Source organism: Paraburkholderia flagellata, assembly GCF_021390645.1.
Lineage (GTDB): Bacteria > Pseudomonadota > Gammaproteobacteria > Burkholderiales > Burkholderiaceae > Paraburkholderia > Paraburkholderia flagellata.
Genome location: NZ_JAJEJT010000005.1, coordinates 315,809 through 335,207 on the forward strand (window position 1 = coordinate 315,809; position 19,399 = coordinate 335,207).

The window sequence follows — 19,399 nt, forward strand, 5'->3', positions numbered from 1 at the left end:
GTCAGGCGGCGGCGAGGCGCCGACGTGCGCTTAGCGCACGACCGGCAGTTCGAGGTCGATGCCGGCGCCATCGATGAAAGCGGGCAGCCGCACGTCGCGCGAGGGCAGCGCCACCGTCGCGAGACCCGGCGTGGTCACTTCGCCGCGCTGGTTCACGGCCGCGAGTTCGATGTCGACAAGTCCCGCGCCGTCTTTGACGTACTTGCGCACGACCTTGCCCTTGCAGAACGTGGTGTCGCCCATGATGTTGAAGCGCCGCATTTCGGTGCGCACGCGCTTGAGAAAGCCCGCATCGCCCATCCAGTTCGTGACGAGCGAGCACATCCACGACGAACGCTGCGGGCCATAGTCGTAGGTGCCGGGCACCCCCACTTCCTTCGCCACCGACTCGCGATGATGGCCGATGCCCGTGTACTCCACGCCGCCGCCCGCCTCCGGATTGCGGAAGAAGTGGCCCGGGTGCTTCACCGCCGTTTGCAGCACCACGCCGTGCGTATGGCCGCGCCCGCAACCGACGAGAAAGCCCATCGTGTCCATGAGCGAGAGCGGGCCGCGCGCGATCGTGGGCAGTTCCTCGCCTTCCTGCACGTCTTCCCAGTAGCGCGCGTTCGCCCCGCGAATCTGCTTCGGCTCGTCGAGCACCATCAGGTCGATGCGGTCGCGCTCTTCGTCGCTGTACTCATGCTGGACGATTTCCTTGTACTTGCCGGTGTCGCGCGCGGCTTTGCGCTCGTGACGCGTGCAGGTGCCGAGCGCGCGCGCGACGAGTTCGCTGCGCTGGTTGTAGTAGCAAGCCTCGACGTACTGCAGCACGAGCCGGCCCGAGAATTTGCTTTCCTTTTCCTCGACACCGACCACGCGCTCGATGGCCGTGATGCGGTCGCCGGGACGCACGTGACGGAACAGTTCCCAATCGTTGCCGGCATAAAAGCCGTGCACGCCTGCAAGACCCCAGCGCGTCCTGCCGAGCCATCCGAACGCCATCGGAAACATCGGGTGCCCGACCATCGAGCCGAAGCGCGTGGAAGGACCGTAACCGTAGTCGCGATAAAGCGGATTCAGGTCCCCAATGCCGTTGCACCAGTTGCGCAGCGTATCGGGGCTTGCATCCTGCAGATACGGCCCTTCGGGACGCAGTTGCAGGCCGATCATCGCGCGCGCCTCCGCAATGGCCTGATCGGTGATGCGGCCTTCGGCCGGTGCGTTGCCCACGTCGCTTTGGGCAGGGGTGAGGATCGTCGTGTCCAAGTGGCTTCTCCGTCGGTTAATCAGGTTTGTGAAGATGGTGCAGAATGCATTCTTTTTGAGATAACGAAACGAACCCGCGAGTTCGTTACGCCCGCCAGTACCTGAGAGCGAGTTCGTTATTCGTGCAACCACGAGCACGGCCACTGCGCGATCGGTTGCGTGCGCAACAGATCGCGCCGCGTGGCGCGCCCGCTCAGGCAGACAACACGAGCCCCGGCCGCGGCCATTGCGCTGCGAACAACTGGCCGTAGCCGGATAGCGTGATGAACGCTGTGCGCCGTTCCGGGCCGCCAAAGCAGATGTTCGTGCAATAGCCCTCGGGCGCCTCGTGGAATTCGAGCAGTTCGCCGCCCGGCGAGAACACGCTGATGCCGCCGCGTACCAGCGTCGCCACGCAGATGTTGCCGCTCTCTTCCACCGCGAGCGAATCGAAACGCTGATAACCAGCGAGCCCATGGACGAGCCGGCCGCCATTCGGCGAAGGCCACGCTTCGTGGCCCAGTTCGCCTTGTCCGGTCACGGGATAAGACCAGAGGCGGCTCGTCTCCGTCTCGCTCACGTAGAGCGTGCGTCCATCGGGCGAGAGGCCGACGCCATTGGGCGTGAGCACCGGGTGCGCGGCGCAGCGGATGTGGCTGCCGTCCGCGCGCGCGTAGTACACCGCGCCGCGCATGATGCGGTCTTCGAATGTCTTGCCGAAGTCGGTGAACCAGAAGCCGCCGTCGCCATCGAACACGATGTCGTTCGGTCCGTGCAAGGGCACACCGCCACAATGCGTGTAGAGCGTCTCCACCTCGCCTGTCGCAATGTTCACGCGTTGGATCGACCCGCCGCCATAGTTGGCTGCGGCGCCGGTGGGGCGCGTGAAGCCGTCGTCGGTGCGCCAGCTGAAGCCGCCGTTGTTGCAGATGTAGCAGTGGCCATCGGGCCCGAGCGCCGCGCCGTTCGGGCCGCCGCCCACTTCCGCCACGACCTTCAGTTCACCGTCCGGCATCACGCGCGTGAGGCGTCCGGCGGCGATCTCCACCACCAGCACGCTGCCGTCGGGCAACGCCACCGGACCTTCCGGAAATTGCAGACCGGTCGCCATCACGCGGCCCTGCAGGGTGAGATTCATGCGAGCTCCCATAATCGCCGTGCCCTCTTCAGTCCTAAATGTGTGCGTCCGCGCGCTCGTCCTGACGTGCGCCCAGATAAGCGTCAACGGCCCGCTGCCGGCCTTCGCGGCTGCGCAAAAGCGGCTCGTCGAGTTCGCCGACGATATGTCCGTGGCGCATCACCCACGCATGCGAAGCCAGCTTCGCGGCCGCGTGAAAACTCTGCTCGACGAGTAGCGCCGTGAGCGACTGCTCCTGCTGGATGCGCGCGAGCCGCTCGTAGACGCGCGCGACGAGCAGTGGCGCAAGCCCGAGCGACGGCTCGTCCAGCAGCAACAAGCGCGGCCCCGACATCAACCCGCGCCCGATTGCGAGCATCTGTTGCTCGCCGCCGCTCAAGAGGCCCGCAGGCGCCTTGAGGCGATTGGCGATCTCGGGAAAGAAGTCGAGCACCATGTCGCGGCGGCGCGCGCGTGTGCCCGCATCGACGAAATACCCGCCGAGGGTGAGGTTCTCGGCCACCGAAATGTCCGCGACGATGGCGCGCCCTTCCGGCACGTACACGATGCCCGCGCGAAAGCGCGCCGCGACGTTCATGTGGCTCACGTCGTGGCCATCGAAGCGCACGCGCCCTTGCGCGGCTTCGAGACCCGCGATGGCGCGCAGCGTGCTCGACTTGCCCGCGCCGTTCGCGCCAAGCAGCGCACCCACGCAGCCGCGACGCACGCCGAAGCGCACGCCGTGCACGACCGGGCCCGCGCCGTAGCGCACCGTGAGATCCTCGACCTCGAGAAGACGCTCCGCTTGGGCCTCACTCATCTTCTTCCCCCAGGTAGACACGCACCACGTCCGCGTTCGCGCGAATATGCGCGGGGCTGCCCGACGCAAGCACGCGTCCGACGTTGAGCACGTGAATGGTGTCGCACACGTCCATGATGAGATCCATGTCGTGCTCCACGACCACGAGCACAAGATCGGGACCGCGCAGCTTCTTCAGCGCGTTCGCGAGATCGCGCGTTTCGACGGAGTTCAGGCCTGCCGCCGGCTCGTCGAGCAGCAGCACGCGCGGTGCACCCGCAATCGCCCGCGCGATTTCGGCAAGGCGCAGCACGCCCGGTGGCAGTTGTGCGGGCAACGAATCGGCCACCTGTTCGATGCCAAGGCGCGCGAGCGCGGCGAGCGCCATGCCGCGGTGTCGCGCGCGTTCGGTGCGACCGCGCGCGAGCGGCAAGAACGCATCGAGCCAGCCGGCGGCGGCTTCGCGGTCGAGGCCGATCATCACGTTCTCTGCGATCGTCAGTTCGGGGCACAGCGCGACATGCTGGAAGCTGCGAGAGAAGCCACGCGCGGCACGCCCCGTGGGCGGCACGCGTGTGACGTTTTCTCCGCCAAAGCAGATGCTGCCGCGCTGGGGTGCATAGAGCCCGGTCAGGCAGTTGAAGAAGCTCGTCTTGCCCGCGCCGTTCGGGCCGATGAGCCCGGTGATTTCGCCGGCCTCGAGCCGCATGTTCACATCGCGTAGCACCTCATTGCCGCCGAACGAGAGCGCAAGCTGCTCGACGACGAGTGCGGCCGCGTCCACGGTTGCCGTTGCGCACGCCACAGTGGGTACCGCCATCGCCTCACTCATTGACGCCTCCCTTCGAGCCGGGCACGCCACGCCGCGGGCAATGCGTTCGCGCCGAGCACGACGGCCAGCAGCGCCGCGCCATAGAGGATCGGCACCCAGTCTCCCGCACCCGCGAGCAGCACGGGCACGAGTGTCAGAAATAGCCCGCCCGCCAGCGCGCCCAAGAGTGAGAGCGAGTAGAGGCTCACCACCGAGCCCACTAGCAGGAAGATCGAGGTCCACAGCGTGAAGCTGTTGGGCGAGACGGTCGAGGCGGCGAACGCCTGCATCGCCCCCGCGATGGCGGCGATCGCGGCGCTCAGCGCCATGCACGACACGCGCGCCCAACTGCGCCGCACTCCGAACGATTCGGCGGCATGTGTGGAATCGCGGATCAGCAGCAACGCCATGGCCTGGCGCGAGCGCCGGAATTGCCGCAGCAGCGCGACCACGGCGAAGAGCGTGAGGAGCGGCAGATAATAGCGTTGCAGGTTGCGTGGCACGCCGGCGAGCGCGTCGAGCTTCACGTACAGACCTTCGTAGCCGCCCGAGATCTTCGAGAAGTGCATGAGAAACTCGGGAAACGCGAGCGCGAGCGCCATGGTCGTCACCGCGAGCGAAATGCCCTTGAGATGCCGCGATGGATATGAAAACAGCACGCCGAACACGCCGCCCGCCAGCGCGGCGAGCGGCAGGCTCACGAAAACCGGCAGGCCCCAGTTCTTCTCGACGAGCGCCACGACATAGGCGCCCGCCGCCACGAACACGCCATGTCCGATCGACACCTCGCCGCCGTAGCGCACAAGCAAGCTCACCGCGATGATGGCGATCGCGTTGGCGAAGCACAGTCCGAGCGTATAGATCCAGTATCCGCCGCCGATGAGCGGCAAGACGAGCAGCGCGAGCCCGGCAGCACCACACGCGCCGAATGTGCCGAATACGCGCAATGGCCGATGACGCCGCGTGGGCATATCCTGCGCGTCGCTCGTAGTAGCAGCCGGGGGGATGGAAAGATCAGGCACGGGCGCCTCCTCGCGCGGCGAGCACACCGCGCGGGAACAGGTTGAGCACGAGCAGCATGAGCACAAGCATGTACGTGTTGTTGAATTCGGCGGAGAGATAGAACGACAGCATGTTCATCAGGATGCCTACGAATATTCCGCCGATCACGGCACCGGGAAGACTGCTGAAGCCACCCACCACCGCCGCGGCAAACGCCTGCAGCATGAACGAAGCGACGCTCGTGGAAGAAAGGAATGTGGTCGGCACGATCAGCAGCGCGGCGACAAGACCGAGCAGGCCCGCAAGCACCCACGAGAACAGATGGATGCGTCCGAGCTTCAGCCCGCACACGCGGCTCGCGAACGGATTGGCCGACACCGCGCGAAACGCCACGCCGATGCGCGTGCGCTCGATCAGCAGGTAGAGCAGCCCGACAATGGCGAACGTCGCCACCAGCACGGCGATGTCGTAGGATGTCACGCGTACGGGCCCGAGATGCGCGCGCCACGACGGCAACGGCAGATCGAGCGACACGACGTTCGAGCCGAACAGCAGCTGCGTGCCGCCCTGCGCGATCAGGCCGATGCCGAGCGTGGCGATCGTGCTCGTCAGGTCGGACTTGAGCACGAGCGGCGCGATCGCGGCACAGCTGATCGTCGTCACGACCACCATCAGGATCAGCGCGAGCGGCACGGCCGCACCCCAGTTCATCTGGGCGAACGTCCCCGCCGTGAAGCCATACACGAGGAACGCGGCGAGACCCGCCAGATTGCCGTGCGCGAAGTTCACGACGTTCGAGCTCTTGTAGATGAGGACGAGTCCGATGGCGCCGAGCGCGTAGAGGCACCCGCTCACCAGGCCCGCCCACACAAGACCGAGAAAGTCCGTCATGGCTGTGCCCCTTGCGGCGCGAGTTCGGCATCGCGCGCGATCAGCTCGATCACCGCCGGGAAATAACGGCCGCTGTAGCCTTGCTGCACCGTGGCGCTGTAATAGCGGTGCGCAAGCTCGGTGATGCGTGTCGCCACGCCCGTCTGCCCGGCCAACTCGAGCACGTAGCCGATGTCCTTGAGCACGTACTCGGGCGGAAACGACTTCTCCGGGAACTGCCGCGGCAGCATGGACTTGCGCCCGTGATTGCGCAGCACGAAGCTGTCGCCCGAACCCTTCGATACCGCGTCGAGCAGCGTGCCCGGATCGACGCCCGCGCGCTCGCCGAGCACCATCATCTCGGCCAGCGCCACGGTGTGCTCGAACACGAGCGCATTGTTGATGAGCTTCACGACCTGGCCGCAGCCGATCGCGCCGCAGTGCGTGACGTCGGTGCCGATGTAGCGCAGCAGCGGTTCGATGCGAGCGAAAAGTGCGGCGTTCGCGCCCACCATGATGCTCAGCTCGCCGCGCTGGGCCGCTTCACGCGTGCGTGCCACCGGCGCGTCCGCGAACGCGATGTCGCGCGCGGCCAGCGCCGCGCCCACCTCACGCGCCGAAGCTACCGTGGTCGTGCTCAGATCGACGATCGCCTTCGGCCGGCGCATGCCGTGCGCGAGCCCCTGCGGCCCGAGCGTGACGGCTTCCACGGCCGGGCCGCCGGGCAGCGACAGAAAGACGATGTCGGCCTCGCCGGCCAGGTCTTCGAGCGACGCCGCGCGCCGCGCCTTCGTGCCGTCGAGCACCTGAAAGGCGTGGTCGTTCGTGTCGAACGCCACGACGCCGCCCGCGTGCTTGAGCGCCATGTTGCGGCACATCGGGCCGCCCATCACGCCCAGGCCGACGAAGCCGATCACCACCTGGTTCTCTGTAGACATGCCTCGCTCCTCGTGCTCAGTCCATCCACATGCCGCCACTGATATCGAGCGACGTGCCGGTGATCCAGTTCGACGCCGGCGAGCACAGGAACAGCGCGGCCTGCGCGATATCGTCGGCGTTGCCGTAGCGGCCGAGCGGCACGGTCGCGTTCGCCGAAGGCGCGCCGTTGCCCGTCACGTTCGACCACATCGCGGTTTCGACCGGTCCGGGCGCGAGCACGTTGGCGTAGACGCCGTGCGGCGCCCCCGCCTTGGCCACCCAGCGCATCATGCCGTGCACGGCGGCCTTCGCCGACACATAGGCCGGCCCCGACGCAACGCCCCCATTCTTCGCGGCGATCGAGCCCGCAGCGAGAATCTTGCCGAAGCCGCGCTGGCACATCAGCGGAAAGAGCTTGCGCGTGGGGTTCACGACGCCGCGCACGTTCACGGACATGATCGCGTCCCACTCTTCATCGGTGCTGTCGCCAAGCGGCGTGCGCGCGATGATGCCGGCGCACAGCACGAGAATGTCGATAGCGCCATGCTCCGATAGCACGCCTTCGATTACGCGATCGGTTTCGACGCGCGAGGTCACGTCGTAGCGCAAATACTGCACGCCCGGGCCGATGTCTTCGTGCACGCCAATGTCGGTGGCGATCACGCGCGCGCCTGCGCGGCGGAACGTATTCGCAATGGCGCGGCCCATGCCGCCCGCGCCGCCGGTGATCAACGCGACCTGCCCTTCCAGATTCGCAGGACCGCTCAAATGCTGCGCCATGTGTTGCGTCTCCTGTATTTCGCTTGAGGTTGGGTAACTGCCGGCGATGTCAGAGGCGGCGGGCTACGTCTTATTCGAACGTCGCCGAGGCCGACATCGCCAGTTCGCCCTGCGCGCCGCGCGCCCAGAGTTCGAGACCGCCGTCCGGCGCCGCGCGTCCTTCCAGCGAGAACGGCCGGTCGATGAAAAGCGGGCTCACACCGCGAAAATCGAAACGCGCGAGACGCCGCTCGTTGCCGTGCTCGAGGGCGAATTGCTGCAGCAGGGTTGCGGTGAGCGGCCCGTGCACGACGAGATCGGGATAACCCTCTTCGTTGCGCGCGTACGTCTGATCGTAGTGAATGCGATGCCCGTTGAAGGTGAGCGCCGAATAGCGAAAGAGCAGCGTCGAGTCTGCGAGGCATGCACGGGTCCATTGCGGCTGCGCCTCGTGTATCGCCGGCGCCGAGGCGCTCGCCGCGGCCGCCGGCGCTGCCTCGCGGTAGACGATGTCCTGCTCCTCCTCGATGCATGGCGCGCCCTCGCACGATGTGACGTGGCTCACCGTGACGAACCAGAGCGCCCCGCGCTTGCCCGACTTCTTCTCGACCTTCAGGATGCGGCTGTGCCGCGTCGCGCTGACATCGACAGGTAAGGGGCGCAGATAACGGATGCGGCTGCCCGCCCACATGCGGCGCGGCAACGCGATGGGCGGCAGAAAGCCGCCACGCTGCGGATGCCCGTCCGCGCCAAGGCCGCTGCGACGCACGGTGGGATTGAAGAAGAGCCATTGCCAGCCCGGCGGCAGCGGCTCGCCTGGGGCGGGCGCGGCGTCGAGATCGAGCGTGGCTGCCATGGCCCGCGCCGTGCCGGCCTCGATACGCGCAACGTGCGCTTCTTCGCGGCCGATCCACGACTCGTACACGTTCTCCAGTTCCATTTCGCTCACGACAGCCTCGCGTCGAAGACCTGCTCCGGATACGGCTTGAAATCGCGTACCAGCTTGAAGCCGTCGTTGGTCGCCTGGATGATGCCTTCCTGACGTGCGCCGCGATGATCGCCCGGCTTGAAGCTCACGCCGCGCGTGCCACCAATGTTTTGATCGTGCATGGTCTCCATGACGTCGACGAGGTTGGCGCGCGTGAGCGGCTTGCCGCTCTCCAGCAGCATGTTGAACGACTTCACGAACAGCATGCCGTTGCTCCACCCGTTGAGACCGAACACCCCGACCGGGTCGCTGGCGTAATACTTCGCAATGCTGTCGCGATAGGCCTTGATGTCGGCATCGTTAGAGGTAACGGGCATGAGCCACGACGAAAAGTACACGCCGTCCAGCAGCGATCCCGCGAGCTTGCGCGTGGTGGGATCGGCGGTGAAGAATGGCGCCATCCACTTCGCCTCGAAACCGATACGGTCCGCCGATTTCAGCGCGGCGGCCAGATTGGAATTGGAGCCGAACAGGATGACGACGTCGGCCTTCGCATTCGCGAGACGGCGAATGTGAGGCGTGAAGTCGGTATTTCGGACTTCGAATGGAATCGATTCGACGGCCTGCTTCTTCGCACCTTCGAGATAACGCTCGAAGCCGCGCTTGGCGGAGCGCCCGAGCTCATCGTTTTCCCACAGCAGCGCCACGCGGCTCACGCCGAGCGACTTGAGCGCGTAGTCGGCGTTCGACGCCGCGGACCAGCCGTAGTCGGGCAGCAGCGGAAACGACAGGCGCTCGGTGAACAGCGCGCTTGCGCCGCCCACGGGGCCGACCATCGGCAAGCCCACTTCCTTCGCGTAAGGGATCACGGCCTCGGTTTGCGCGGTGCCCACGGGCGCCGCGAGCGCGAAGATCTTGTCCTCTTCGACTAGCCGCCGCGTGACCGCAACGCTGCGCGCGGGCTCGTAGCCGTCGTCGTAGATAACGTACTTGGTCTTCCACCCCTTGATCGCGTTGGTCTCGTTCGCCCACTTGAAGCAGGCGTCGGTCGCGCGCGTGACGATCGCATAGAACGGCACCGGACCCGTGATCGGCGTGAACGCCCCTACCGTGATGGTCTTGCTGGCGGTGTCGATGCCCGGCGTGGCCTGCTCGGCTAAGCCGAGGCCGGGCAATCCGGCCGATACGGCCGCCGCACTGCTGAAGACGAATGTTCTTCTGCGCATGGTCTCACCTGTTGGTGTCGTTAAGAATGCATTCTATAAGCTATTTGGAAAGGTGCAAGTCAGGGTTTTTCCCGCATTTATTGAGTTTCTTCGATTTGCTGCGAAATATAGAATGCATTCTTACTCATACAGCCGAGGTAACCATGAAGCACACACCCCTCGCCGGACGACGCGTCATCGAACTGGGCACCATGCTGGCCGCCCCCTTCGCCAGCCACATCCTTGCGCAGTTGGGCGCCGAGGTCATCAAGGTCGAGCCGCCCGCCGGCGACCCGACGCGCAGCCTCGTGCGCGGTGGCCCGAGCGGCACCTTCATCGCCTACAGCCACGGCAAGAAGAGCGTGTGCATCGACCTCGGCAAGCCGGAAGGCCGGGCGGCATTCATGAAGCTCGTCGCCGGCGCACACGTGCTGGTGCACAATCTCGCGCCCAAGGCCGCGCGCAAGCTCGGCGTCACGCGCGAGGCGTGTCGCGCCATCAATCCGTCGCTCGTCTACTGTCATATTCGCGGCTACGCTGCCGGCCCCCAGGCCGACGACCTCGCGTCGAATCCCGTCGCCGAGGCGTCGACGGGCGTGATGGAAGCCAATCGCGTGAACGGCCGGCCAGGCCGGCTCGGGCCTTCGTACCACGACCAGTTCGCGGGCGCCTATGCCGTGATCGGCATCCTCGCGGCCATGCTCGGCGAGACCGACGGTACGCACGACAACGACCGGCACGTCGAAGTGGGCCTCTACGAAACGGGCCTGCACGTGGCGTCGCGTGACCTCGTCGGCGTGCAGTTGAAGACGCATCTCTTCGGCCGCCCTGAGCGCGAACCTCACGGCGAATTCAGCATGCCAGGCTATGGCGCGTATCTCACCGCCGACGACCGCTGGATCTATCTGCTGATGCTCAACGACGCACACTGGCGCAAGTTCTGCGAGGCGCTCGCGCTGCCGCAGGCCACCGATGAGTCGCTCGTCACGCTGCGTCAGCGCAAGAAAGCGCGTGAAAACGTCGAAGAGATCGTGCGCAGCGCCGTGCGCGCCTGCACCTTCGACAACATCGCCGCGCGCCTGAAGGCGATCGGCGTGGGCTGCACCGAAGTCCTGCCGCTCGAACGCGTGCTGGAGGCGCCACAGGCGCACGAGCCGGGCAAACTGCGTTCGGTCGACTATCGCGGGCTGCCATTCGAGGTGCCCGAGTTTCCAGGCGCCGCGACTACGGCGGCTGCACCCGGCGCGCTGCCGCCGCCCGAACTCGGTGAGCACACCCTCGAGATCCTCAAAGCCGCCGGACTGAGCGCGCAGGAGTGCGCGGCACTCGTTGCCTCGGGCGCGGCCGGGGTCCGCGAGGACGACTCGTTCGCCTGGGCACCGGTGCGCCAGCCGGCCTGAGAACCGGCGCACCCGCACGCGATGCGGCCGCGCGGCAGTTCGCCGCGCGCGTCGCTCGCTCCAGGCGTCACGCTTCGCGTCAAGGTCGGCCATTTGGGGAATGTCCTGCGAACGTTGTGGAAGAACGTGCGGGCGCGCGCCGCCTCCGCACGGCCCGCTAACCGCGCTGCAACCCGCCCTTGTGTGTCGATTCAGTGCGCCGCGCCACTCGCCAGCGCACCGCCCGCACGACCCGCGCGCAACAGCACGGCTGCAACGATCACGGTCAGCGCAACGAAGACAGCCAGCCCCAGCATGCCCGCCGCGAACGTGCCGGTCGCCTGCTTGAGTACGCCCACCGCATACGGCGCGAGAAACCCGGCGATATTGCCGATCGAGCTGACGACCGCAATACCCGCGGGCGCCTCCGCCTCGGCGAGCAGCGTTGGCGTGAGCGCCCAGAACACCGGCAGATTGGCGAACGCGCCGAAGCCACCCGCGGTCAACGCGGCAAGACGTAGCGGCGGGTAGTCCGTGCACGCCGCGACGATTAGCGCCAGCACCGCGACGATGCCGGGAATCATGAGATGCCAGCGCCGCTCGCGCAGGCGGTCCGAGCGCGCGCCCCACCAGAGCACGCCGATCGCCGCGGCGACAAATGGCAACGCCGAAAGGAAACCCACCGCCGTGAACGAGGCGCCAAACGCGCGCACGATCTGCGGCAGGAAGAACGTCACACCGTAATTAGCCGCGACGATGCCGCAATACACGAAACCCAGCACCCACACGCGCGGATTGCGCAGCGCGCGCCACGCGCCCGCGTGGCCGTTGCCGGGCGGCAGCGCGCGGCGCTCGTCGGCCAGGCGCGTATTGAGCCACTGGCGCTCCGCGTCGTCGAGCCACGGCGCCTTGTCCGGCGAATCGACCAGCACGCGCAGCAGCACCACGCCAAGCACCAGCGACGGCACCGCCTCGATGATGAATAGCCACTGCCAGCCGCTCAGACCGACCACACCATGCAGGTTCAGCAACAGGCCCGAAAGCGGCGCGCCGATACCCGCCGAAGCCGGAATCGCCACGGCGAACGCGCCGATCATGCGCGCGCGATGCGTGGCGGGAAACCAGCGCGTGAGAAACAGCATCACACCGGGAAAGAAGCCTGCTTCCGCTACGCCCAGCAGGAAGCGCAAGCCCATGAATTGCGGCGCCGTCCTCACGAAGGCGAACAGCAAAGACAGCACACCCCAGGTCAGCATGATGCGCGCGAACCAGCGGCGCGCGCCAAAGCGGCGTAGCGCAAGATTGCTTGGCACTTCGAACAGAACGTAGCCCAGGAAGAAGATGCCCGCTCCGGCGCCAAACACGGCGGGCGAAAAGCCCAGCTCCTCGTTCATCGAAAGCGCCGCGAAACTCAGGTTCACCCGGTCCAGATAGGCCGCGAAATAACACAGCATCAGCAGCGGCACGATGTGCCGGCGAATCTTCGAAATGACCTCGGCTTCCTGCGGGACCATGGTCCGCCTCCGTGACATCGGTGAAGCTGCAAGGGGCGGCGCGCCGTGCGATGCGCCGCGGCAAGCGCGGTCCGATGCTCAGTCGGGCTCGTTCGTGGACAGCGTGACGCGCCCGTCCACGAGTTGCACGATCGCCGGATGATAGTTCTGGCCGAAGCCCGCATCGCGCGCACGGCACATCAGGTCGTAGGTGTAGTTCGCGATATGCGGCTCGAAGTCCGCTTCCCGTGCGAGATTGAGCGCGAGGCTCGCGTCCTTGATCGCGTAGACAAGCGGGAACACTTTTTCGGGGAAGCTGTCGGGCACGAGCGACTTCATGCCATGGTTGCGCAGGACGAAGCTGTCTGCCGACCCCTTCGACAGCAGGTTGAAGAGCGTCTCGCCGTCGAAGCCCGCGCGCCGTCCCAGTGTGATGATTTCGGAGAGCGCATTGACGGTCATGAACACGAGCATGTTGTTGAGGATCTTGATCGTCTGGCCGTTGCCGACCGGGCCGCAATGCAGCACGTCCGAGCCCATCAGCGCGAGCAGCGGCTGCACGGCCGCGAAGCCCGCGTCGCTCGCGCCCACCGAAATCATCAGCGTGCCTTTCACGGCGGCTTCTCGGGTGCGGGCGACGGGCGCGTCGATCAGCGCGATGCCGCGCTCGCCGAGCGTCTTCGCGAGCGCTCGAGTGCGCGCGACGTCGCTCGTGCTCATGTCCACGATGGTCGTCAGGCGCTCGCCCGCGCGCGCCAGTTCGGCGCACACCGTCTCGACCTGGTCAATCGAAGGCAGCGAGAGGAAAACGATATCGGCGGCGCGTGCCACCGCCGCTGCCGACTCCGCCGCCTGCGCGCCGCTTGCAACGGCCTCAGCCAGCGCCTCCTTCGAGGTGTCGAAGACGTGGACCGGCAGCGACGACTTGCGCGCGAGATTCGCGCACATGGCGCTGCCCATCACGCCTAGACCGATGAAACCAATGCTGGAATACGGGTTCATGTCCTTGCCTTCTCCTGGTGAACGCGCGGTTCTTTACGTGCGGATCGCAAACGGATCGCGCACAGCGCTCGAGTAGTCGATCATCACGTTCTTCGTGGTCAGGTATTCGCGCAGGCCCGCTTCGCCGCGCTCGCGGCCAATGCCCGACTCCTTCATGCCGCCGAACGGCGCCTGCGCCGCGAGCGCGCGATAGGTGTTGACCCACACGGTGCCGCAATTGAGCGCTTTCGAAACGCGCATCGCGCGCGAGATGTCCTGCGACCAGATGCCGGCCGCGAGGCCGTATCGCGAATCATTGGCGAGCGTGATCGCCTCGGCTTCCGTGTCGAAAGGAATGATCGCGAGGACGGGCCCGAAGATCTCCTCCTGCGCGAGTTCGCTGTGGTTGTCGACGTCGGCGAAAATGGTCGGCTCGATGAAGAAGCCTTTGCCGAGTCCAGCACCTTGCGCGCGTGCGCCGCCCGTGACGAGGCGCGCACCGGCAGCTTTCGCCGCGTCGATGGCCGCAAGGATGCGCCGAAACTGCGGCTCGTTGGCCACGGTGCCCATTTCGGTGGCGGGGTCACACGGATCGCCCATGCGGATCGACTGCGCGCGCGCGGCCAGGCGCTCGACCACTTCGCCATATACGCCGCGCTGAACGAAGAGGCGCGAGCCTGCCACGCAGGTCTGCCCGGTTGCGCCGAAGATGCCGGCGAGCGCGCCCACGACAGCCTTGTCGAGATCGGCGTCATCGAAAATGATGTTGGGCGACTTGCCACCCAGTTCGAGCTTCACCGGCACAAGCCGGCGCCCGGCAGCCGCCGCGATCTCGCGGCCCACGTTGGCGCTTCCCGTGAAGCTCACAAGCGCGATGCCCGGATCGTTCACGAGCGCGCGGCCGGTTTCGGCCCCGCCCGTCACCACGTTGAAGACGCCCGGCGGAAAACCCGCCTCCTCGACGAGCGTTGCGAATTCGAGCGTCGAGACCGAAGCGTGTTCCGACGGCTTCACCACCACGCAATTGCCCGCTGCGAGCGCGGGCGCGAGCTTGTTCGCGAGCAGCGAAAGCGGCGAGTTCCACGCCGTGATGAGGCCAACCACGCCGTAGGGTTCGAGCGAGACGTAATCGAGTGTGTCCGGCTGGTCGAGCGGTACGTGCTGGCCGAACAGCTTGTCGGCATAGCCCGCGAAATAGCGCAGCTGACGCCCCACCCACACCATTTGCGGACGCGTCTCGCGAACGATCTTGCCGTTGTCGGCACTTTCGATCGCCGCCATGCGGTCCGCGTTGGCTTCGATCAGCGCGGCGAGCCTGAGCATGAGCGCGGCGCGCGCCACGCCCGAGGTCTGCCGCCAGCCTGCGTGGAATGCGCGCGTCGCGGCTGCCACCGCGCGCGCGACGTCCTGCTCACCGGCTTCGGGAATTTCGGCCCACACTTCGCCCGTATAGGGATTCACGCTCGGCAGCACGCGCTTGCTGTGCGCCTCCACGCGTTCGCCGTCGATATACAGCCGACACTTCCTGATATCCACATCGCCTCCTTTGTCCGGCCACACGTTGCGCGCGCCGTGCTGGTTGTGCGGGTCATGCGGTGCGTGACAGCGTCTCGCGCTAACGGTCCACGAGCCGCGCAGGCAACGCGAGCGCGAGCACGGCGCCGAGCGCCATGCAAGCCGCGAGCAGATACATGGCGGGCGCGCTGCTGTGCGTCGCTTCCTTGAGCCAGCCCACCGCGTATGGGCCCAGAAAACCCGCGAGATTGCCGATCGCGTTGATGAATGCGATACCCGCCGCTGCGGCGGCGCCGCCCAGGAAAGCCGTGGGCAGACACCAGAACAGCGGCAGCGTCGTGATGATCCCGGCCGTCGCGAGCGTGAGCGCGCACATGGCAAGTGCCGTATGGTCGGCCCACAGCACGGCGAGCAGGAGCCCGAGCGCGCCCGCGAGCGCCGCACCCGCGACGTGCCTGCGGCGCTCGCGCCGGATGTCGGCATGCTTCGCCGCCGCGAGCATCACGACCACGGCCGCGCCGAACGGAATCGCCGAAAGCAGGCCGATCGTGAGCGCATCGGCGACGCCGGTGCTCTTGATGAGGGTGGGCAGCCAGAAGCCCACGCCATACAGCCCCATCACGAACAGAAAGTGGATGAGCGAGATGAGCCACACGCGCGGGTTCGCGAAGAGCGCGCGCGCCGAAGTGTGGGTTTTCGCTTCGGCGTCGGCGCGCAGGTTATCGAGAAGCAGCGACTTTTCGTCGTCGCTGAGCCAACGGGCCGTTTCGATACGCTCGTCGAGCTTCCCCAGCACGAGGAAACCGATGAGCACAGACGGCAACCCTTCCACGAGAAAGAGCCACTGCCAGCCATGCCACTGGTTCACGCCGTCGAGCGCCGTGAGCAGCCAGCCCGAAAGCGGGCCGCCGATCAGCCCTGAAAGCGCCACGGCCGTCACGAGCCACGCCGTGGTCATGCCACGCCGGCTCGCCGGATACCAGTACGTCAGATAAAGAATCACGCCAGGAAAGAACCCTGCTTCGGCTACGCCTAGCAGGAAACGCATCAGAAAGAACATGCCCGGCGTACGCACGAACATCGTCAGCACCGAAACCACGCCCCACGTGATCATGATGCGCGCGATCCACACGCGCGCGCCCACACGATGGAGGATCAGATTGCTCGGCACCTCGAAGAGGAAATAGCCGAGAAAGAACACGCCCGCGCCGAAGCCGTACACGGCGTCCGAGAGTTGCAGATCGGCCGCCATCTGCAGCTTGGCGAAGCCCACGTTCACGCGGTCGAGATAGGCGACCACGTAGCACAGCAGCAGAAGCGGCGTGAGGCGCCACGCGACCTTGCGGTATGTGGCCTGCTCCGATATCGCGGCTGCACTGCTGACGGGAATCGACAAGGGGCCGCTCGGGGTTGCCATGCTCGTGTCTCCTGGCTTTGCACAAACGCTCGGGCCAACGGACGCACGCCGCTGGCCGAGGCACGTTCTTGTGGTTCTGGCGCAGCCGCCGCGGCGCACGGCCTTGCGTGCGCGATGGCGGCTGCCGGATCGGTGCAGTCCTTCCGGCGCAGCAGGCACGCCGACGCAAGCCATGACACACAGCAACGCGTCGCTGCTCCAGCTCGCCATGGCTGACGAGATGGCGAAAGCCTAGTCCTTTCCCCGACCCATCATGTAGCCAGGGAATGTACTTACTAGTGTACTTGTGTATACAGTAGTATTCTCAATCGGACAATCAGGCGGTCTGCATGCCGCGTGCGAAACCATCTCGTTGCGCGCGAAACGATTGCCGGCGCAGGCATGACAAGACGCGCGGACCACCCGTACAGGCTGACACCGAAACGCCCCCAAACGTCCACCTAGAGGAGCCCCGGAATGACCGACTATGATGTGATCGTGGTAGGCGCAGGCAACGCCGCACTCGCCGCAGCCGTATCGGCGCGCGAAAATGGCGCGCAGCGCGTCGTCGTGCTGGAGAAAGCCCCGCGCGGCATGCGCGGCGGCAATACGCACTGGAGCGGCGGCGTCCTGCGCTTCGCCTTTGACGATCCGCGCGAGATCGGCCCGCTGCTGCCTGGGGTCGAAAAAGAGTTCGAGGACTTTTACGCCGGCATCAATCCTTATACGCGCGACGATTTCCACGGCGACCTCATGCGAGTCACGAGCGGCCAGACGGATCCCGTGCTATCGCGCGTGCTCGTCGACAATTCGAAGGACACCGTGTTCTGGATGCACGAAACCGGCCAGATCCGCATGGAGCCGGCGGTGAGCCTCACCGGCGTGCGCAAGGGCAATCAGATCATCTGGGCGCGCGGCCTCGTGGTGCGTGCCGAGCACGAGGGCGTGGGCCTTTCGCGCGGGTGGTTCGCGGCGGTGGAACGGCTCGGCGTCGAAGTGCGCTACGGCGCGGCGGTCACGGCAATCCTGCAGGACGCGAGCGGCCGCGTGTGCGGCGTGCGCGTGCGCGACGACGAAGGCATCCGCACGCTCAACAGTCGTTCCGTCGTCCTCGGCTGCGGCGGCTTCGAGGCGAACGTGCAGATGCGCACGCAACATATTGGACCGCTCGTGGGCGGGGCAAAGGTGCGCGGCACGCCCCACAACCAGGGCGACGGCCTGCGCATGGCGATGGAAATTGGCGCGATGCCGTGGGGCCAGTGGAGCGGCTGCCACGCCACGCCGATCAGTGCAGACTGGGGCAACTTCGCGCCGCGCGAAATGACGGACCGCAGCAACCGCCTGAGCTACCTCTACGGCGTGATGATCAACCGCAAGGGCCTGCGCTTCGTGGACGAAGGCGAGGACGGCGCGATGTTCACCTACGCGAAATACGGCCGCGCGATTCTCGCGGAGCCTGGCGCAAAGGTCTACCAGCTTTTCGATTCGCAGACCGTGCACCTGCTGGAGCCGCGCTACGCGACGAGCGAGCCGATCAAGGCCGACACGCTGGAGGCGCTCATTGCCCAGCTCGACATCGACGACAAGGCGCAGGCGCTGCGTACCGTGAAGTCCTATAACGCCGCCGCCCACGATGCCGCGGACGGCTTCGACCCCACCGGCAAGGACGGCCTCGCCACGCGCGGCCTGAGCCCCGAAAAGACCAACTGGGCGCTCAAGGTCGACAAGGCACCGTTCTATGCGTATTCGGCCACGGGCGGCATCACTTTCACGTTCGGCGGCCTGAAGATCGACGATCAGGCGCGCGTGATCGGCACCGACTGGCGGCCCATTCCAGGGCTCACTGCTTGCGGCGAGATGGTCGGCGGTCTCTTCTACGACAACTATCCCGCAGGCACGGGGCTCGTTTCCGGAGCGACGTTCGGGCGCATTGCCGGCCGCACGTCGGCACGCTCGTGAACGCGCTCAGCGAGGGCTCGCCGATGAACAAAAGCGCATTCACCGCCGCCGCGCTGCCACTGGCCGCACGCGTCGCGGCATTCGAGGCGCGCGCTGCCGCGCCACGCGCCAGGGCCGCGGCGCGTGAAGCCATCATCGCAACGGTTGGCGCGCTGATGTGCGGCTCGGGCAGCGAATCTGCGCGGCGGCTCGCTGAAAACGCCGGGACACGGGCGGCAAACGGGCCATGCCTCGTCGCCGGCACGACGCGGCGCACAGCGATGCCCGACGCTGCTCTCGCGAACGGTGCAGCGGCGAGCGCCGGAGGGCAGGAAACAGGCGACGGCAGTGGCGAAGGCCATGCCACGCGCTTCGCCGCCCTCTTCGCGCTGGCCGAAGCGCGCAAGCTATCCGGACAGCGGTTCCATGCGGCATGGCTCGCCGGAGAAGCGGCTGCGCATAGCTTCGAGCGCGCGGCGCCGACCGTAGCGCCTGGGCTCTCCGCGATCCTTGCAACCGTCGCGGCGGCGAGCCATCTGCTTCACTTAGATGCTGCGGCGACCGCGGCGGCACTCGTGCTCGGCGCATCCACGACGAACGAGACAGATCTCGAAGCCGCCGCGCACGGCGACGCGCTCGCAACGCCCCTACGTGCGGGCCAACGCGCCCGCACGGCACTGCAGGCGGTCATGCTCGCCGAACAAGGCGAGACTGGCGCTGCGGCGCACCTCACGCCGGACGACACGCTGATTGAAGCGCTCGCGCAAGCTGCCGCCACGTTCGGCGATATCCCGGACGCCACCCCGCCCGCGCATCTGAGCTGCGATGCTTTTGTCGCGCGTTGCAGTGGGGCAATCGGCGCGTCCGAAGCGCTCGCGCTCTACGAGCGCCTGGAGGCCATCGACGAAGCCAGTGACATCGCCCTGCTCGGCACGCTCATGGCGAGGCGCGCGCTGCCGGGCGCCGCCGGCGCAAGCGCGCCACTCGCGCTGAGCACGACGCCCGGCGACGGTTCGGACGAAACCGCCTGGGTCCCCTGATCGCAAGCCGACATGGAAGGG

General features: G+C 66.8%; 17 protein-coding genes. 3 read left to right on the forward strand and 14 right to left on the reverse strand.

Annotated elements, in window-relative coordinates:
- Window positions 1-30 precede the first annotated feature (30 nt).
- From L0U83_RS37915 to L0U83_RS37960, 10 genes are all read right to left on the reverse strand, one after another.
- The gene (locus tag L0U83_RS37915; protein WP_233889731.1) at window positions 31-1,248 is read right to left on the reverse strand and encodes an FAS1-like dehydratase domain-containing protein; all 1,218 of its coding nucleotides are present in this window, start codon (window positions 1,246-1,248) and stop codon (window positions 31-33) included.
- Between the two features lie 193 nt (window positions 1,249-1,441).
- Window positions 1,442-2,365, reverse strand: a complete 924-nt coding sequence (locus tag L0U83_RS37920) for an SMP-30/gluconolactonase/LRE family protein (RefSeq protein WP_233889732.1) — start codon at window positions 2,363-2,365, stop codon at window positions 1,442-1,444.
- A 34-nt stretch (window positions 2,366-2,399) separates the two neighbouring features.
- Window positions 2,400-3,164 carry an ABC transporter ATP-binding protein gene (locus L0U83_RS37925; protein ID WP_233889733.1) on the reverse strand — a complete coding sequence of 255 codons (765 nt, stop codon included), beginning with the start codon at window positions 3,162-3,164 and terminating at the stop codon, window positions 2,400-2,402.
- The gene (locus L0U83_RS37930) at window positions 3,157-3,963 is read right to left on the reverse strand and encodes an ABC transporter ATP-binding protein (RefSeq protein WP_233889734.1); all 807 of its coding nucleotides are present in this window, start codon (window positions 3,961-3,963) and stop codon (window positions 3,157-3,159) included. Before L0U83_RS37930 ends, L0U83_RS37925 begins: the two co-directional genes overlap by 8 nt.
- 8 nt (window positions 3,964-3,971) lie before the next feature.
- Window positions 3,972-4,976, reverse strand: a complete 1,005-nt coding sequence (locus tag L0U83_RS37935; RefSeq protein ID WP_233889735.1) for a branched-chain amino acid ABC transporter permease — start codon at window positions 4,974-4,976, stop codon at window positions 3,972-3,974.
- The gene (locus L0U83_RS37940; protein ID WP_233889736.1) at window positions 4,969-5,847 is read right to left on the reverse strand and encodes a branched-chain amino acid ABC transporter permease; all 879 of its coding nucleotides are present in this window, start codon (window positions 5,845-5,847) and stop codon (window positions 4,969-4,971) included. Before L0U83_RS37940 ends, L0U83_RS37935 begins: the two co-directional genes overlap by 8 nt.
- Complete coding sequence (locus tag L0U83_RS37945) at window positions 5,844-6,764, reverse strand: NAD(P)-dependent oxidoreductase (RefSeq protein WP_233889737.1); 921 nt, start codon at window positions 6,762-6,764, stop codon at window positions 5,844-5,846. Before L0U83_RS37945 ends, L0U83_RS37940 begins: the two co-directional genes overlap by 4 nt.
- Before the next feature lie 16 nt (window positions 6,765-6,780).
- Window positions 6,781-7,524, reverse strand: coding sequence for an SDR family NAD(P)-dependent oxidoreductase (locus L0U83_RS37950; RefSeq protein WP_233889738.1), 744 nt, complete (start codon window positions 7,522-7,524; stop codon window positions 6,781-6,783).
- A gap of 70 nt (window positions 7,525-7,594) precedes the next feature.
- Window positions 7,595-8,443, reverse strand: a complete 849-nt coding sequence (locus L0U83_RS37955) for an HTD2 family dehydratase (RefSeq protein ID WP_233890000.1) — start codon at window positions 8,441-8,443, stop codon at window positions 7,595-7,597.
- A gap of 5 nt (window positions 8,444-8,448) precedes the next feature.
- The gene (locus L0U83_RS37960) at window positions 8,449-9,657 is read right to left on the reverse strand and encodes an ABC transporter substrate-binding protein (RefSeq protein ID WP_233889739.1); all 1,209 of its coding nucleotides are present in this window, start codon (window positions 9,655-9,657) and stop codon (window positions 8,449-8,451) included.
- A 143-nt stretch (window positions 9,658-9,800) separates the two neighbouring features.
- On the opposite strand from L0U83_RS37960, the gene L0U83_RS37965 reads away from it, so the two are divergent.
- Window positions 9,801-11,036, forward strand: coding sequence for a CaiB/BaiF CoA transferase family protein (locus L0U83_RS37965; RefSeq protein WP_233889740.1), 1,236 nt, complete (start codon window positions 9,801-9,803; stop codon window positions 11,034-11,036).
- Window positions 11,037-11,227: 191 nt separating this feature from the next.
- Here the strand turns inward: L0U83_RS37965 and L0U83_RS37970 are convergent, their stop codons facing one another.
- The 4 genes from L0U83_RS37970 to L0U83_RS37985 form a co-directional block, all read right to left on the reverse strand.
- On the reverse strand, window positions 11,228-12,529 hold the full coding sequence (locus L0U83_RS37970; RefSeq protein ID WP_233889741.1) for an MFS transporter: 1,302 nt from the start codon (window positions 12,527-12,529) through the stop codon (window positions 11,228-11,230).
- Between the two features lie 78 nt (window positions 12,530-12,607).
- Window positions 12,608-13,510 carry an NAD(P)-dependent oxidoreductase gene (locus L0U83_RS37975; protein WP_233889742.1) on the reverse strand — a complete coding sequence of 301 codons (903 nt, stop codon included), beginning with the start codon at window positions 13,508-13,510 and terminating at the stop codon, window positions 12,608-12,610.
- Window positions 13,511-13,543: 33 nt separating this feature from the next.
- Window positions 13,544-15,019, reverse strand: coding sequence for an aldehyde dehydrogenase (locus L0U83_RS37980; RefSeq protein WP_233890001.1), 1,476 nt, complete (start codon window positions 15,017-15,019; stop codon window positions 13,544-13,546).
- Window positions 15,020-15,104: 85 nt separating this feature from the next.
- Window positions 15,105-16,421, reverse strand: coding sequence for an MFS transporter (locus L0U83_RS37985; RefSeq protein ID WP_233889743.1), 1,317 nt, complete (start codon window positions 16,419-16,421; stop codon window positions 15,105-15,107).
- Window positions 16,422-16,877: 456 nt separating this feature from the next.
- Between L0U83_RS37985 and tcuA the strand changes: the two genes are divergently transcribed.
- A complete protein-coding gene (tcuA, locus tag L0U83_RS37990) occupies window positions 16,878-18,359 on the forward strand; it encodes an FAD-dependent tricarballylate dehydrogenase TcuA (RefSeq protein ID WP_233889744.1) in 1,482 nt (493 codons plus the stop codon).
- Between the two features lie 23 nt (window positions 18,360-18,382).
- Window positions 18,383-19,378, forward strand: a complete 996-nt coding sequence (locus tag L0U83_RS37995) for an MmgE/PrpD family protein (RefSeq protein WP_233889745.1) — start codon at window positions 18,383-18,385, stop codon at window positions 19,376-19,378.
- Window positions 19,379-19,399 lie beyond the last annotated feature (21 nt).

Bases quoted from the DNA above. Each gene is read 5' to 3' on its own strand.
- L0U83_RS37920 (WP_233889732.1), bottom strand. From the start codon at position 2,365: ATGAATCTCACCCTGCAGGGCCGCGTGATGGCGACCGGTCTGCAATTT.
- L0U83_RS37925 (WP_233889733.1), bottom strand. From the start codon at position 3,164: ATGAGTGAGGCCCAAGCGGAGCGTCTTCTCGAGGTCGAGGATCTCACG.
- L0U83_RS37930 (WP_233889734.1), bottom strand. From the start codon at position 3,963: ATGGCGGTACCCACTGTGGCGTGCGCAACGGCAACCGTGGACGCGGCC.
- L0U83_RS37940 (WP_233889736.1), bottom strand. From the start codon at position 5,847: ATGACGGACTTTCTCGGTCTTGTGTGGGCGGGCCTGGTGAGCGGGTGC.
- L0U83_RS37945 (WP_233889737.1), bottom strand. From the start codon at position 6,764: ATGTCTACAGAGAACCAGGTGGTGATCGGCTTCGTCGGCCTGGGCGTG.
- L0U83_RS37950 (WP_233889738.1), bottom strand. From the start codon at position 7,524: ATGGCGCAGCATTTGAGCGGTCCTGCGAATCTGGAAGGGCAGGTCGCG.
- L0U83_RS37955 (WP_233890000.1), bottom strand. From the start codon at position 8,443: ATGGAACTGGAGAACGTGTACGAGTCGTGGATCGGCCGCGAAGAAGCG.
- L0U83_RS37960 (WP_233889739.1), bottom strand. From the start codon at position 9,657: ATGCGCAGAAGAACATTCGTCTTCAGCAGTGCGGCGGCCGTATCGGCC.
- L0U83_RS37965 (WP_233889740.1), top strand. From the start codon at position 9,801: ATGAAGCACACACCCCTCGCCGGACGACGCGTCATCGAACTGGGCACC.
- L0U83_RS37970 (WP_233889741.1), bottom strand. From the start codon at position 12,529: ATGGTCCCGCAGGAAGCCGAGGTCATTTCGAAGATTCGCCGGCACATC.
- L0U83_RS37975 (WP_233889742.1), bottom strand. From the start codon at position 13,510: ATGAACCCGTATTCCAGCATTGGTTTCATCGGTCTAGGCGTGATGGGC.
- L0U83_RS37985 (WP_233889743.1), bottom strand. From the start codon at position 16,421: ATGGCAACCCCGAGCGGCCCCTTGTCGATTCCCGTCAGCAGTGCAGCC.
- tcuA (WP_233889744.1), top strand. From the start codon at position 16,878: ATGACCGACTATGATGTGATCGTGGTAGGCGCAGGCAACGCCGCACTC.
- L0U83_RS37995 (WP_233889745.1), top strand. From the start codon at position 18,383: ATGAACAAAAGCGCATTCACCGCCGCCGCGCTGCCACTGGCCGCACGC.